This window comes from Pseudomonas akapageensis (assembly GCF_011355085.1).
Classification (GTDB): Bacteria; Pseudomonadota; Gammaproteobacteria; order Pseudomonadales; family Pseudomonadaceae; genus Aquipseudomonas; species Aquipseudomonas akapageensis.
Window position 1 is genome coordinate 25,636 of record NZ_VXCP01000013.1, and the last position, 15,591, is coordinate 41,226.

A 15,591-nucleotide genomic window follows, 5' to 3' on the forward strand; every position below is an offset into this window, starting at 1 on the left:
TTCCCTCAGCCCTGACACGACTTACAAGACGTCCAGCAGCTCGACGTCAAACACCAGAACGCTGTGCGGCGGGATGCTGCCCACGCCTTGCGCGCCGTAGGCCAGCTCGCTCGGCACGTACAGACGCCATTTGCTGCCGGCGTTCATCAGTTGCAGGGCTTCGGTCCAGCCAGCGATCACGCCGCCGACCGGGAACTCAGCCGGCTGGCCACGCTCGTAGGAGCTGTCGAACACGGTGCCGTCGATCAGGGTGCCGTGGTAATGAGTGCGAACGGTGTCCTCACGCGATGGCTTGGCGCCCTCGCCTGCGGTCAGCACTTCGTATTGCAGGCCCGATGCCAGGGTGATGATGCCTTCACGCTTGGCGTTTTCAGCCAGGAATGCCAGGCCGGCACCAGCAGCGGCTTCAGCCTTGGCTGCGGCTTCGGCTTGCATGATTTCGCGGATAACCTTGAAGCTGGCAGACAGGTCTTCCTGGCTCACACGGCTTGCCTGGCCATTGAAGGCGTCGGTCAGGCCAGCGAGGATCGCGTCCAGGCTGACGCCTGGTGGCGGGTTGTCACGCAGCTGGTCGCCCAGCTGACGGCCAATGCCGTAGCTGACGCGGGTTTCGTCGGTGGACAGATTTACTTCGGACATGGGACTGCTCCGCTGTAGGGCCGCTCTTGAAATATCCATGACGGAATAACAAGTCCAAGAGCGCCCTGAACCAAAAGGGCAAGCAGCCTAGCACACTGAAACAGGCCTTATCAGCCCACTCGACCAGCTCGATTCGAACGGACCGCCAGGGGAATGCGCAGATCTTCCTCGGGAATGCCCTTCATCCCACACATTTCATCCTGGACGGACCAATGCACCAGATTCATTTCCATGTTCGGCAAGGTGTGCAGCATTTGCCTGGCGTGCTCCACCGAGCGGAACGGCAGGGCTTGCCCACGGGCATCGTGCAAGGGATGGGCGGCGCCGTGCATGCGGGCCTCCAGCAGGTATATGCCACCTTCGAGCGAAATCAGGTTCAGCTCGTCGATACGTCCGGCCTTGGCATGACTGGTCAACTCGTGGAAGTTCATTGAACACCTCACTTGTACAAGGATTGACCCCCTCTTTCTTTGTCGTACAACCCAGCCCAAAGCACAAGGCAAAAACACAGCCGCCCGTCCGTTTCGCAACGGCCGGGCGGCAGGTGTAGCAGCGTTGATACGGAACGATCAGTGCTTGGTCAGCTTGTCCAGGTAACCCATGGCGAAGGCCGATATCACGAAGGTCATGTGGATGATCACGTACCACATCAGATATTGCGGCTCGATGTTGCGTGCATCCATGAACACCCGCAGCAAGTGAATCGAGGAAATCGCCACGATGGAAGCCGCCACCTTCATTTTCAGCGAGGTGGAGTCCATCTTGCCCAGCCAGCTGAGTTTTTCCTGGCCTTCGTCGATGTCCAGTTGCGATACGAAGTTCTCGTAGCCGGAGATCATCACCATGACCAGCAGGCCACCGACCAGCGCCATATCGATCAGCGACAGCAGCACCAGAATCAGATCGGCTTCAGCGAGCGAGAAGATATTGGGGAGGACGTGAAAGATTTCCTGGAAAAACTTCAACGCCAGGGCCAGCAGCCCCAAAGACAAACCAAAATAGATGGGCGCGAGCATCCAGCGCGAGGCGTACATCGCATTTTCGATAAAGCGTTCCATTAAAACTCACTAGGTGGCCGGAAAAAACGAGCGCGAGTATACCAGCCACCCATGACAGAAAAATCCCATCTATCAACAACATCGGACGGACTATTCGGGATTGGACTGAAAATCACCAACCCTGTGCGTGCGTTCGCCGTTGATACGGCGCAATTGCGCCTGCAGGTGCAGACACCAGATCTGCGGGCCTTCGCTGACCTGATAGCCATGCAGGGTCAAGCTGTCGACGATGGCACTGAGGACCGATTCGGCCACGAAAGGCCCATGAAAAGGACCCTGAGCCTTGATCGCCGAAGGTTGCTCACCGGCCATACCGGCGGCGAACAACAGTGTCCACATGCCATTGTCACCGGCAAGGGGGCGAATACTGCATTCGATGCGGGTGACCAGACCCAGGCATTGGCGAGTGAGACAGAGGCTGCGCGGCATGGCGTCGATCCTCGTTGGAACCGTTTTCAGCCTTCTGGAGAAGGCCGTTTCCTTCCCATGATCTTTGTAGATCCTGGGGCGTGTCATGACGGATGACACGCCCTAGTGCTCAGAATAGAAGAAAACTGGCCGAGACAGTTTTTTTTCCGCCTGAACGGGCGCCGAATGGTCATCTCACCAACGACACCCGTGTTTCGCCTCAGGAAGGCTTGACCTGGGCCAGCGCCTCCTCCGCATGCTCTTTTTCCGCTTCCTTGAGCTCTTCCTCACTGACCATCTCGGCAATGACCCGCAAGCGCTCGACAACCCGTGCGTTGACGCTGCCCTCGGGGAACTGGCCTTCTGCATCCGGCTCACCGGCAGGCTCGCCGACCAGCAGGCTCAAGGCTTCATCGGCCTGACGCACGGCGTAGACATGGAACTGCCCGGCACGCACGGCCTGCAGGACACGCTCGTCGAGCATCAGGGTGGCGACGTTGGCATGGGGAATGATCGCGCCCTGCTCTCCAGTCAGGCCGCGCGCTTCACAAAGCCGGAAGAAGCCTTCGATTTTCTCGTTGACCCCGCCCACCGCCTGAACTTCACCGAATTGGTTGATGGAGCCGGTGATGGCGAAGCACTGCTTGAGCGGCGTTTTCGACAGGGCCGAAATCAAGGTGCAGGCCTCGCCGAGCGAAGCGCTGTCACCGTCTACGTAGCCGTAGGACTGCTCCAGGGCGATGCTCGCCGAAATCGCCAGCGGGAATTCCTGGGCATAACGGCTGCCCAGATACCCGGTGAGGATCATCACCCCCTTGGAGTGGATCGGCTGGCCGAGGTTGACCTCACGCTCGATGTCGACGATGCCGCTCCCGCCCGGATAGACAGTGGCCGAGATCCGCGCCGGAATACCAAAGGCCGAATCGCCGACTTCCAGTACCGTCAGGCCGTTGCACTTGCCCACCGCCGCGCCGTCGGTATCGATCAGGATGATGCCCGCCAGCATGTCGTCGAGAATCCGCGCCGAGACCCGCCCGGTGCGGGTGGCCTTGGCCTTGAGGGCGCGCTCGATATGGCCGGCGTCGGTCATTTCGTCGTTGGCCAGGTGGCGAATGAAGTCTGCCTCGCTGACCAGCTGGAACAGATCGCCGATCCGCGCCGAAAGCCGCCCCTGGTGCTCGGCCAGGCGCGCGCTGTAGGTCGCCAGCCGCGCCACGGCATCGGCCGTCAAAGGCGCCATGCCCTCTTCGGAAGTGCGCGTGGTGAGCAACTGTGCGAACTGCTCGAGGCTTTCGTCGACCATCGGGATGTCTTCATCGAAGTCCACCAGCACCCGGAACATCTCCTGGAAGTCCGGATCGTGGTCTTGCAGGGCGTAGTACAACTGGCGCGCACCGATAATGACCACCTTGACCTGCAGCGGGATCATCTGCGGCGTCAGGGTCACGGTCGCCAGGCGGCCGAACTCGCCCAGCGGCGACTCCATTTTCAACTTGCGCGATTGCAGGGCACGCTTGAGCGCATCCCAGACAAACGGCTCGCTGAGCATCTTTTCGGCTTCCAGGATCAGGAAACCGCCATTGGCCCGGTGGAAAGCGCCTGGGCGCAGCTGCCGGTAGGTGGTGTAGAGCGCCCCCTGATCGGTGCTGTATTCGATGCGGCCGAACAGGTTGTCATAGGTCGGGTGCGGCTCGAACACCACCGGTGCGCCGCCGCTGGCATGATGGCCGACCACCAGGCTCGGGGCGTACTGCTCTTCGAGCAACTTGCGCGCCTGGGCGTCGCTCTTGGCATCGTCGACGAACTGCTCGACCACGGTCCTGAGCAGATTCACCTGCATGGCTTGCAGGTAGGCGCAGACGGCCGCGTTCTCGGCGTATTTTTCCGAAAGCGGGGCCAACAACGGTTGCAAGGCCAGGGTGATGGTTTCTTCATTGAGCTGGCGCAGCTGGTTGCTCGACTCGCGCTTCCACTGTGGCAGGCTGGCCAATTCTTCGTTGAGCCGCTCTTCGAGCTCGGAAATATCGTTATGGAAACGCTCGCGCTCAGCTTCAGGCAGTTGCGCAAACTCGGCTTCATCCAGCGCTTTGCCGTCACTCATGGGGGTAAAGGCGATATTGCTGCTGTCACGGTACAGGGCAACGTCCTTTTCCAGCGACAGCCGCTCGATCACATCCAGGGCACGGTCATAGCGCTGGTTGAAAGCGCGATCGATCGCGCTTTTCTTTTGCTGGTAGGACGGGTGCTCGAACACTGCCGGAAAGGTTGCCAGCAGGTTGTCGATGAGGCCGCCGATATCGCTGATGAATGCTCCGGCGCTGCCCGGTGGCAGCTCCAGTGCACGCGGCTCGCGAGGTTCGTCGTAGTTGTTGACGTAAACCCAGTCCGAAGGGGTCTGCAGGCGTTTGCCTTCAGCCTTGAGGTAGCGTTTGACGAAGGAGAAGCGGCCCGTGCCGGGCTCGCCCATGACGAATACGTTATAGCCGGGACGTGGCATGGCGACGCCGAACTGCAAGGCTTCGACGGCACGTTCCTGGCCAAGCACACCGCGAAAAGGCTCCAGATCATTGGTGGTGGTAAAAGCGAACTGTTCAGCAGAAAACGGACGGGTCAGCGCTTCAGGCGCAAGACGCAGGCTGGCAGCGACAGGATCGGGCATCGGGCATCCTTACTTCAGGCGGGGCAGATGCAAGCATTCTGGCGCCGCGAACGCCCCACTTGCAAGGCGCAATACGCCAATGCAGCAACAAGTCGGGTAATGCGTATAAGCCGATAACTTCAAGCAATCTTTCGCAATTAATAACGCATCCGGCCGATCGTGCCTAAACTCCAGACTGCGCGGCTGGATAAATAGCCGACCCGCTCTGGCGTGGACCTTTGCAGGGTGCGCCAATCAACCCTGACCCCTTTGGCTTGTACATTCAAAAGAGAGCAAAGTTATGAAACGGATTCTTCTGGGTACTCTGTTCACCGCGGTTTCGATCAATGCCATGGCGCAGGCGCCCGGCGGGCCGGACTGCGGTTGGGGCAACATGCTGTTCGAAGGCCAGCGTGGCACCCCGGCTCACTTCCTTGCATCCACAACCAACGGCACCTCCGGCAACGCCACGTTCGGCATGACCTCCGGCACCAATGGCTGCGCCACCAATGCCGCGCTGACCTATGGTGGCAAATCCTGGTTCGCCATGAATGGCATGATGAACGAACTGTCCGAGGACATGGCCAAGGGCCAGGGCGAAGCGCTGACCACCTATGCCGTCGTGCTCGGCGTGGCACCGGAAGATCGTGCCCATTTCGCTGCGGTCACCCATGAACACTTCCAGGAAATCTTCAAAACCGCCGATGTGACCGCTGACGATGTACACAGCAACACAATGGCAGTCCTGAAAAACGACCCGCGCCTGGCGAAATATGCGACCCAGGCTTAATCTCGGGCTGCCCGCCCCTACCGGGGCGGGACTTTCCCGACAGCAGCACCTGTATTTGCTTGCCATTTCCTGGACCTAGTTGCCGAACATGCTCAAACGCCTTGCCTACCTGGCGCTCAGTGCCTGCGCCTCGCTTCATGCTGCACCCCATGTCGACAACGCACGTTTGCAGCAACTGGCCGACTCGCCGTACTGGATCTCGCTGGGCCACTACGAAACCGGCAAGCTCGGCGGCTGGCGCAGCTATGTCAGCGACCCGAAGTTCTTTCTGGCGGCCGATGGCGCCCAGCATCCCGACCAGGAGCTGAGCGCCACCCTGCAGGCGCTCTATGCCCCGGTGAGCCTCGGCGATCAACACGCCCAATGCGTCTATCCAGCACGCACCCGCTGGCTACGGGAACAACTGCAGCTCAATGACCTGCCGGTGGTGGACTGCAAGGAATTCAAACAGTGGTACAAGGACGTCTCGCCCCACAGTGCTGTCATGATTTTCCCGGCGGCCTACCTGAACAGTCCCTCATCGATGTTCGGCCATACCCTGTTGCGTATCGATCAGGCAGAGGTACAGCGCGACAACACCGCCCTGCTCAGTTATGCGGTCAACTTCGGCGCTTTCATCGAAGGCAACGACAACAGCATTCTCTATGCCTGGAAAGGGCTGATGGGCGGCTACCCGGGCCTGTTCGCCCTGGTCCCCTATCAGGAAAAGCTTTCGGAATACCGCAGCCTGGAAAACCGCGACCTGTGGGAATACCGCCTCAATCTCACGCCGGAAGAAACCGGGCGGATGGTCGAGCATATCTGGGAGCTCAAGCAGATCCGCTTCGACTACTTTTTCTTCGATGAAAACTGCTCCTACCGCCTGCTCGAATTGCTCCAGGTCGCCCGCCCGGGCCTGGACCTGACCTCGCAATTCCAGCTCACGGCCATCCCCACCGACACCGTCAAGGCCGTAAAACAAGCGGGCCTGGTGGAGAAGATCGATTACCGTCCTTCCCGCGAGCGCGAATTGCTCAGCCGGGCCGAGCCCCTGAGCGATGACGAACAGCACTGGGTACTGAAACTCAGTGCCGACACCGGGCTGCTGCAATCACCCGAGTTCATCGCGCTGCCCGCCGAGCGGCGCGCCTTGATCCAGGATGCCGCCTATCGCCTGGAGCGCTACCGTGCCAACGGCCAGGAGCGTGACCCGGCACGCACTCAGCGCAGCTTCGAACTGCTGCGCGCGATCAACAAGAACCCACCGCCAGCGTTGCAGATAACCCCGCCCGGCCTGCCCGAAGATGGCCATGATTCGCGCACCTGGCAACTGGGCGTCGGCAGCCGGGATGATCGCACCTTTGCAGAATATGGGCTGCGCATGGCCTATCATGATCTCAACGACAACGCCTACGGTTTCCCCCTGGGCGCGCAGATCGAGATCCTCCAGCTCAAGCTGCGCCAGTATGAAGGCAATGACTGGCAGGTCCAGCAACTGGACCTGGCAACCATTCGTTCGCTGACGCCGCGCAACGATCTGCTGCAACCCTGGTCGTGGCAGGTGGCTGGCGGGCTGGAACGGGTTCTGGGCAAACACGGTGACGAAAATCTGGTCTCCCATGTCAATGGCGGCGCCGGTGGCACCTGGAAGCTCGACGATGAGTTGCTGGGCTTTGCCCTCGGCACCGTGCGAGTCGAACACAATAACGACTTCGCCGCCTTCATCGCCCCGGCCGCCGGCTTCAATACCGGCCTGCTCTGGCGCAATACCTTGGGTAACCTGAGTCTGGAGGCCAAAGGCGATTACTTCACCAACGGTGAAATACGCCGCAGCCTGAGCTTGAATCAGCAGTGGGAGTTGTCCAGGAATCTTGGCCTGCGCCTGAGCGCCGCGCGTGAGTTCAGCCAGCTGACCTCACCGATTAATGAGGTAATGCTCGAGCTCAAGTGGTATCACTATTAAATGGTCGTAATCAGGTATCCAGTGAAACTTAATGCCTGTCAGCATGGCCAAAACCTCCATCAACGGATGAATTGCCATGAGCCGAGCTTTCGTCAATGAAGAACAGGCTGCCGCCCTGGCCGACCTACCGGTGGAGCGGCACGTCAGCGATCAGCCCAATTACGTCACTGCAGCGGGCCTGGCCCAGTTGCACGCGCGTTTCGCGCAACTGCGTGCACAACACGACGAACAGGTCGCCCGCGGCGAACAGGCTGACAAGCAGCGCCTGGCCGACATAGATCGAGACCTGCGCTACTTTAGCCAGCGCTTGCAGAGCGCACAGGTGGTCGCCCCGGCGACCTCCACCGAACGGATCCAGATAGGCAGCTGGGTGACCTATGCCGATGCCGACAGCACCGAGCACAAGGTACAGTTGGTCGGGGAAGACCAGGCCGACACCCACGGCGGCCTGATCAACTGGGCCTCGCCACTGGGCCGTGCGCTCTTGGGTGCCGGCCCTGGCGATGAAGTGCTGTGGAAGCGCCCTGCCGGCGATCAACTGATCGAAGTGATCGCCGTCGAGCCCGAGTGACTTAAACCACGCCCTGGGCCAGCATGGCATCGGCGACTTTGACGAAGCCGGCGATGTTGGCGCCCTTGACGTAGTTGATACGGCCGTTTTCTTCGCCGTAATGAACGCAGGCGTGGTGGATCGACTGCATGATGTTGTGCAGCTTGCTGTCCACTTCGCCAGCAGTCCACAGCAGGCGCATGGCGTTCTGCGACATTTCCAGCCCGCTGACCGCCACGCCACCGGCATTGGAAGCCTTGCCCGGGGCAAACAGGATGCCGGCCTCGATAAAGATATCCACAGCCTCCAGAGTGGTCGGCATGTTGGCGCCTTCGGCGACGCACAGGCAGCCATTGCGCAGCAGGACCTTGGCGTCTTCGGCGTCCAGTTCGTTCTGGGTCGCGCATGGCAGAGCGATATCGCAGGCCAGGCTCCATGGTCGCTCACCGGCACGGAACTCCAGGCCGAAGCGCTCGGCCAACTCGCTGATACGTCCACGCTTGACGTTCTTGAGTTCCATCAACGCTTGCCACTGGGCCTCGTCCAACCCGGCTTCGCAGTACAGGGTACCTTCGGAGTCGGACAGGGAAATCACCTTGCCGCCCAGGTCCATGACCTTGCGCGCGGCATACTGGGCCACGTTGCCGGAACCGGAGATCGCTACGCGCTTGCCTTCGACCCGATCACCGCTGCGCTTGAGCATTTCTTCGGCGAAATACACGCAGCCAAAGCCCGTGGCCTCAGGACGAATCAGACTCCCGCCATAGTTCATGCCCTTGCCGGTAAGCACCGAGGTGAAATGGTTGGCCAGGCGCTTGTACTGGCCGAACATGAAGCCGATTTCGCGCGCGCCGACACCGATATCACCGGCCGGTACGTCAACGTCGGCACCGATGTGCCGGTACAACTCGCTCATGAACGCCTGGCAGAAGCGCATGACCTCGGCATCGCTCTTGCCCTTTGGATCGAAGTCCGAACCGCCCTTGCCACCGCCCATGGGCAGCGAGGTCAGGGAGTTCTTGAAGACCTGTTCGAAGGCGAGGAATTTCAGCACACCCATGTTGACCGAAGGATGGAAGCGCAAGCCGCCCTTGTACGGACCGATGGCGCTGTTCATCTGGATGCGGAAACCGCGATTGACCTGGACCTTGCCCTGATCGTCGACCCACGAAACCCGGAACACCACCGCGCGCTCCGGCTCGACCATACGCTCGAGAATGCCTGATTGCAGGTAGTGGGGGTTGGCCTCCAGGAAGGGCCAGAGGCTGCGCAGTACTTCTTCGACAGCCTGGTGGAATTCTGGCTGGTCTGGGTCGCGTTTTTTCAGGCGAGCGAGGAAGTCTTCGACGGATTCGATCATGGGAAGGTCTCGGCGATAAAATTGTTTGTAGGAATTTTTGCCGGGACTTTATCAATTCGAATCGCACTGCAACAGTGCAAAATGTCGTTTTTATGAAATTAAATGGTGCATTTATGTAAATGTATACATTCTGGTCACCGGCCCCTTGTAGCCGCTGCCGCAGGCTGCGCTCGCCTGCGAAGCGGGCGCAGACCGGCTAAAACAGGAGGTCCTGCGGACCTCAGCGCAGCCTGCGGCAGCGGCTACAGGTGATCCAAGCTCCAAAAAGAAACGGGACCCGAAGGCCCCGTTTCAGTGCAAAAACCCGAAGATTTATGCCAGTTTCTTGTGCCGCACACGGTGCGGCTGCGATGCTGCATCGCCAAGACGCTTCTTGCGATCGGCTTCGTACTCGGTGTAGTTGCCTTCGAAGAACACCGCCTGCGAATCGTCTTCGTAAGCCAGGATGTGCGTTGCCACGCGGTCCAGGAACCAGCGATCGTGAGAGATCACAATGGCGGCGCCCGGGAAGTCGAGCAAGGCTTCTTCCAGCGAACGAAGGGTTTCGACGTCGAGGTCGTTGGACGGTTCGTCGAGGAGCAGGACGTTGCCGCCTTCTTTCAGGGTCAGGGCCAGGTGCAGGCGGCCACGCTCACCACCGGACAGGTCCTTGACGAACTTCTGCTGGTCGCCGCCCTTGAAGTTGAAACGGCCAACGTAGGTACGCGACGGGATCTCGTAGTTACCGATGCGGATCTGGTCGGAACCGTCGGAAATCTGCTGGAACACCGTCTTGCTGCCGTCCAGGTCGTCACGGCTCTGGTCGACGCAGGCCAGTTGCACGGTTTCACCGATTTCGATCGAACCCGAATCCGGTGTTTCCTTGCCCATCAGCATGCGGAACAGGGTCGACTTACCGGCACCGTTACCACCGATCACGCCGACGATGGCGCCTTTGGGCATGGCGAACGACAGGTTGTCGATCAGCACGCGATCGCCATAACCCTTGGAGACGTTCTTGAACTCGATGACCTTGTCACCCAGGCGTGGACCGGCCGGGATGTAGATCTCGTTGGTTTCGCTGCGCTTCTGGAATTCCTGCGATTGCATTTCTTCGAAGCGCTGCAGACGTGCCTTGGACTTGGACTGACGAGCCTTGGCACCTTTGCGCACCCACTCCAGTTCGTCCTTCATGGCTTTTTCATGAGCGGTCTGCTGCTTGGATTCCTGGGCCAGACGATCGGACTTGGCTTCAAGCCAACCCGAATAGTTGCCCTCGTAAGGAATACCCGCGCCGCGGTCGAGTTCCAGAATCCAGCCAGCGACGTTGTCCAGGAAGTAACGGTCGTGGGTGATCGCTACCACGGTGCCCGGGAAGTCATGGAGGAAGTGCTCCAGCCAGGCCACCGAGTCGGCGTCCAGGTGGTTGGTCGGTTCGTCGAGCAGCAGCATGTCCGGAGCCGACAGCAGCAGGCGGCACAGGGCGACCCGGCGCTTCTCGCCACCGGACAGGTGTTCGACCCGGGCATCCCAGGCTGGCAGGCGCAGCGCATCGGCGGCGACTTCCAGTTGGCGCTCCAGGTTGTGACCGTCGCTGGCCTGCAGGATGGCCTCGAGTTTGGCCTGTTCGGCAGCCAGCTTGTCGAAGTCGGCATCAGGGTCGGCGTAGGCCGCATAGACTTCGTCCAGGCGTGCCTGAGCGTCCTTGATGACGCTGACCGCTTCCTCTACGACTTCACGGACCGTCTTGTTCGGGTCCAGTACCGGCTCTTGCGGCAGGTAGCCGACATTGAGCTCGGGCATCGGCCGGGCTTCGCCGTCGAATTCCTTATCGACGCCCGCCATGATTTTCAACAGGGTGGATTTACCCGAGCCGTTCAGGCCGAGCACGCCGATCTTGGCGCCTGGAAAGAACGACAAGGAGATGTTTTTCAAAATTTCCCGCTTCGGCGGAACAACTTTGCTCAGCCGATGCATGGTGAATACGTATTGAGCCATGGAAAACCTAGCGTCAGTGACAGATGAAGAATGCGCGAGACAGGTCCTGGGAGCTGGAGCTCCCGCGTGGAGGCCAAAGCTACCGGAATGCGCGGGACAGGGCAAACGGCCGACGAACAGCGCTGGCACTTTGCCACACTTCAAGGCATGCTAGCCGCCCTTCGGGCGTCCAGCTTATAGTGCGCCATTGCACTCAGCCGACCGAACCTCGCCCGGCATGAACACGCTCCATTCTACCTGCCACAGCCCGTCATTCCGCAGGATCACAGTTTGACCGAACTCACTCAGCCGTCATCCCTGCGCACCTCAAGCAACGCGTCAGGCTCGCCGTTGCGCGGCTCATTGAAAGGCGCGCTGGCCGTCCTGGTGTTGCTGCTGCTCGCATTGCTGTTGTGGCAGGTGATCGACCAGTTCCGGCATACCCAGACCCACCAGCGCCAACAACGCATCGATCACACGATCGAACTTGCCGAGCACATCAGCCTGAACATGGCCCTGAATGCCCAGATCGGCATGAGCCAGATCCTCGCAGCAGTGCAACCGGTATCGATCGACGCCCTGCACCCGGTATTGCCCGAACTGCGCAGCCTGGCCTGGATAGACAGCAGTGGCCGGATTATCCGCGACAGCCTGCCCGGCAGTCCCGACAATATGGCCATAGGCGCCTTGCTCCAGCGCAGTGCCGGTCAGCCTTATTACTACGGCAATGCCGAAGATGGCTCGCTCGTCTATCTGTTGCTGCGCCACCCCATTGATGCGACGAACGGTTACTGGTTGTTGCGTTTGGCACCGAGCTTTTACACCCGCCTGAGCCGCGAGCTCGACCGCAGCAGCAAACTCCAGTGGCAGCTGGAAAGCCGTCAGACCCAAGGGGTTATCAGCCGCAGCAATGAAGGTCAGCCGAGCCCCTCTTCATTGGCAGGCGATGAGCAGGCCCAGAGCATTCTGGTCTCGACCTTGATCAACAGCGACTGGCAATTGCGCGGCCTGTTCGATGCCAACCGCGCCCAACTGAAACTGCTGCCTGCCCTGATCGGCAAATGCCTGTTGGGTCTGCTTTGCGCACTGCTGCCGCTGCTGGCACTACTGGGCATGCGCAAGCGCCATCGGGCCTTGCAGGAAGGGCGCAGACGTTATCAGGATATCTTCGAAGGAACCGGTGTCGCCCTTTGCGTGCTTGATCTCTCCAGCCTGCTGGATTTTCTCGAGGTCAATCATCTGCAAACGAGCCAGGACCTCGACCTTTGGCTGCAGCACAACCCCGGTCAGCGCAAGAGCCTGCTGCGCGCAGTGAAAATCACCGAGGTCAATCAGGTCGCCTTGCAATTGCTGGCGGTGGATTCCTGCGAAGGCGCATGGAAGTCGCTGATCGAAGGCTGCCCGATGGATGTCGGTGGTATCGGTTACCGGTTGATCGAAACCCTCCTCGCGCGTCAGGGCCAGCTGGAGCTTGAGATCAAGCTGCAAGACGCCAACGGCCATGATCAGCATCTTTGGCTGATGGTCCGCTTCCCCGAAGATCGCTGCGATTACCGGGCGATCATCCTCAGCATCAGTGACATTACCAGCCGCAAGCGGGTCGAGTTGTCACTGCTCGAGCGGGAAGGCTTCTGGTCGGATGTGGTACGCACCGTACCCGATCACCTGTATGTGCAGGATGTCCTCAGCCAGCGCATGATCTTCAGCAACCACCATCTGGGGCAGACGCTGGGCTACAAGCGCGAAGAACTGCAACGGATGGGCGAGTACTTCTGGGAAATCCTGCTGCACCCCGAAGACGCCGAGCATTATCACCGGAGCCGCCAACAGCAGCGCCTCAGTGGTCATGCACAGCTGCTGCAATGCCAACTGCGCTTTCGCCACAGCGACAGGAGCTGGCGGCGCTTCGATGTCCGCGAACAGGCCCTGGCCCGCGACAGCAATGGCCAGGCAATCCGTATCATTGGCGTGGCCAAGGATGTCACCGACCAGATCGAAGCCAGTGAATCGTTACGCGACAGCGAACAGCGTTACCGCATGCTCGCCGAGAGCATCAGCGATGTGATCTTCTCCACCGACAATGCGTTGAAGCTCAATTACGTCAGCCCCTCGGTACAGACCGTACTCGGCTATGAGGCAGACTGGATATTCGACAACGGCTGGCAGAGCACCATCGCCAACCCGGCCCAACTGACCGGTATCCGTGACCTGATCGAACGGGTCAGCCGTACGCTGGGCAAACCCGAGCAACTGGCTGCGCTGCGCCAGCAGATACCGACCCAGCTGTTCGTGTTCGACTGCCTGCGCGCCGATGGCCGCAAAATCCCGATCGAACTGCGCCTGGTACTGGTCTGGGACGAGCATGGCGCCTTCGAAGGTATCCTCGGCGTTGGCCGCGACATCAGCCAGCAACGCCGCGCGGAAAAAGACCTGCGCATGGCCGCAACGGTATTCGAGCACTCGACCTCGGCCATCCTGATCACCGACCCCGCCGGCTACATCGTCCAGGCCAACGAAGCGTTCAGCCGGGTCAGCGGGTACGCTGTCAGCCAGGTACTCGACCAGTTGCCGAACATGCTGACCGTCGATGAGCATCAGGAATCCCATCTGCGCTACGTCCTCAAGCAGCTACATCAACGCGGCAGCTGGGAGGGCGAAGTCTGGCTCAAACGACGCAGCGGCGAGCACTATCCGGCCTGGGTCGGCATCACCGCCGTGTTCGACGACGAAGGCGACCTGGCCAGCTATGTGTGTTTCTTCAGCGACATCAGCGAACGCAAGGCCAGTGAACAACGCATTCACCGCCTGGCTTATTACGATGCCCTGACCCACCTGCCCAACCGCACGCTGTTCCAGGACCGCCTGCATACCGCGCTGCAGCACGCCGAGCGGCAGAAGTCCTGGGTGGTGCTGATGTTCCTGGACCTGGACCGTTTCAAGCCGATCAACGACTCCCTCGGCCACGCCGCCGGCGACCGCATGCTCAAGGACATGGCCACGCGCCTGCTGGGCTGCGTGCACGACGACGACACCGTGGCGCGCATGGGCGGCGACGAATTCACCCTGTTGCTGCAACCGCGCGCAACCCGGGAAATGGCCCTCAACCGGGCGATCAATGTCGCCGAGCAGATCCTCGCCAGCCTGGTCAGACCCTTCGTGCTGGAGAACCGCGAATTCTTTGTCACCGCCAGTATCGGCATCGCCCTCAGCCCGCAGGATGGCAACGAGCTGAGCCAGTTGATGAAGAACGCCGACACCGCGATGTACCACGCCAAGGAGCGTGGCAAGAACAACTTCCAGTTCTACCAGGCCGACATGAACGCCAGTGCCCTGGAACGCCTGGAGCTGGAAAGCGACCTGCGCCATGCCCTTGAGCAGAAAGAGTTCATTCTCTATTACCAGCCGCAGTTCAGCGGCGACGGCAAGCGCCTGACCGGCGCCGAGGCCCTGCTGCGCTGGCGTCATCCGCGTCGCGGGCTGGTCCCGCCGGGAGACTTCATCCCGGTACTCGAAGAGCTTGGCCTGGTGGTCGATGTCGGCGACTGGGTGCTCAGCGAAGCCTGCCGCCAGCTCAATGCCTGGCGCCTGGCCAATGTGAAGGTGCCGAAGGTCTCGGTGAACATTTCCGCCCGGCAGTTTTCGGACGGGCAACTGGGTACGCGCATCGCCACCATTCTCAAGGATACCGGCCTGCCGCCGGAGTGCCTGGAGCTGGAGCTGACCGAAAGTATCCTGATGCGCGAGGTCCACGAGGCCATGCAGATTCTCGACAGCCTTAAGGTCCTGGGCTTGAGCATTGCGGTCGATGACTTCGGTACCGGCTACTCCTCGCTCAACTACCTCAAGCAATTCCCGATCGATGTGCTGAAGATCGACCGCACCTTCGTCGACGGCCTGCCCGAAGGCGAGCAGGATGCGCAGATCGCCCGCGCCATCATTGCCATGGCCCACAGCCTGAACCTGGCCGTGATCGCCGAAGGCGTGGAAACCCAGGACCAGCTCGACTTCCTGCGCGAACACGATTGCGATGAGGTGCAAGGGTACCTGTTCGGGCGGCCGATGACGGCCAGGCGGTTCGAGGCGCAGTTCAGTAATGAAGCGTTGTTCATGCTCGAATAACGTGGCGCCTGCATCGCTGGCAAGCCAGCAGAGGTCTGTATTGAAAACCCTGTGGGAGCTGGCTTGCCAGCGATGAGGCCGGAACAGATGCGTGAAGCCCGTTTATCTGCCACATGACGTCCTTTCATATG

General features: G+C 60.5%; 11 protein-coding genes. 4 read left to right on the plus strand and 7 right to left on the minus strand.

What is annotated here, in order from left to right:
• Positions 1 to 21 precede the first annotated feature (21 nt).
• The 5 genes from bamJ to F2S13_RS10260 all read right to left on the minus strand — a co-directional run bounded on the left by bamJ (position 22) and on the right by F2S13_RS10260 (position 4,764).
• Entirely contained in the window at positions 22 to 639 is a 618-nt protein-coding gene (gene bamJ, locus F2S13_RS10240; protein ID WP_166360359.1) for a BamJ family beta-barrel-assembly machinery protein, read from the minus strand.
• A gap of 110 nt (positions 640 to 749) precedes the next feature.
• Entirely contained in the window at positions 750 to 1,070 is a 321-nt protein-coding gene (locus tag F2S13_RS10245; RefSeq protein WP_166360360.1) for a DUF6482 family protein, read from the minus strand.
• 138 nt (positions 1,071 to 1,208) lie between these two features.
• Positions 1,209 to 1,697, minus strand: coding sequence for a TIGR00645 family protein (locus tag F2S13_RS10250; RefSeq protein WP_166360361.1), 489 nt, complete (start codon positions 1,695 to 1,697; stop codon positions 1,209 to 1,211).
• Positions 1,698 to 1,787: 90 nt separating this feature from the next.
• Complete coding sequence (locus F2S13_RS10255) at positions 1,788 to 2,126, minus strand: PA4575 family protein (protein WP_166360362.1); 339 nt, start codon at positions 2,124 to 2,126, stop codon at positions 1,788 to 1,790.
• A gap of 199 nt (positions 2,127 to 2,325) precedes the next feature.
• The gene (locus F2S13_RS10260; protein ID WP_166360363.1) at positions 2,326 to 4,764 is read right to left on the minus strand and encodes a Lon protease family protein; all 2,439 of its coding nucleotides are present in this window, start codon (positions 4,762 to 4,764) and stop codon (positions 2,326 to 2,328) included.
• Positions 4,765 to 5,044: 280 nt separating this feature from the next.
• Here F2S13_RS10260 and F2S13_RS10265 point away from each other — a divergent pair, with 280 nt between their 5' ends.
• From F2S13_RS10265 to F2S13_RS10275, 3 genes are all read left to right on the plus strand, one after another.
• On the plus strand, positions 5,045 to 5,533 hold the full coding sequence (locus F2S13_RS10265) for a DUF3015 domain-containing protein (RefSeq protein ID WP_166360364.1): 489 nt from the start codon (positions 5,045 to 5,047) through the stop codon (positions 5,531 to 5,533).
• Between the two features lie 88 nt (positions 5,534 to 5,621).
• The gene (locus F2S13_RS10270; protein WP_166360365.1) at positions 5,622 to 7,475 is read left to right on the plus strand and encodes an Lnb N-terminal periplasmic domain-containing protein; all 1,854 of its coding nucleotides are present in this window, start codon (positions 5,622 to 5,624) and stop codon (positions 7,473 to 7,475) included.
• A gap of 76 nt (positions 7,476 to 7,551) precedes the next feature.
• The gene (locus F2S13_RS10275) at positions 7,552 to 8,046 is read left to right on the plus strand and encodes a GreA/GreB family elongation factor (protein WP_166360366.1); all 495 of its coding nucleotides are present in this window, start codon (positions 7,552 to 7,554) and stop codon (positions 8,044 to 8,046) included.
• A gap of 1 nt (position 8,047) precedes the next feature.
• Here the strand turns inward: F2S13_RS10275 and gdhA are convergent, their stop codons facing one another.
• Complete coding sequence (gene gdhA / locus F2S13_RS10280) at positions 8,048 to 9,385, minus strand: NADP-specific glutamate dehydrogenase (protein ID WP_166360367.1); 1,338 nt, start codon at positions 9,383 to 9,385, stop codon at positions 8,048 to 8,050.
• A gap of 312 nt (positions 9,386 to 9,697) precedes the next feature.
• On the minus strand, positions 9,698 to 11,362 hold the full coding sequence (ettA, locus tag F2S13_RS10285) for an energy-dependent translational throttle protein EttA (protein ID WP_166360368.1): 1,665 nt from the start codon (positions 11,360 to 11,362) through the stop codon (positions 9,698 to 9,700).
• Positions 11,363 to 11,632: 270 nt separating this feature from the next.
• On the opposite strand from ettA, the gene F2S13_RS10290 reads away from it, so the two are divergent.
• Positions 11,633 to 15,460 carry a sensor domain-containing protein gene (locus tag F2S13_RS10290; RefSeq protein WP_166360369.1) on the plus strand — a complete coding sequence of 1,276 codons (3,828 nt, stop codon included), beginning with the start codon at positions 11,633 to 11,635 and terminating at the stop codon, positions 15,458 to 15,460.
• The last annotated feature ends 131 nt before the right edge of the window (positions 15,461 to 15,591 follow it).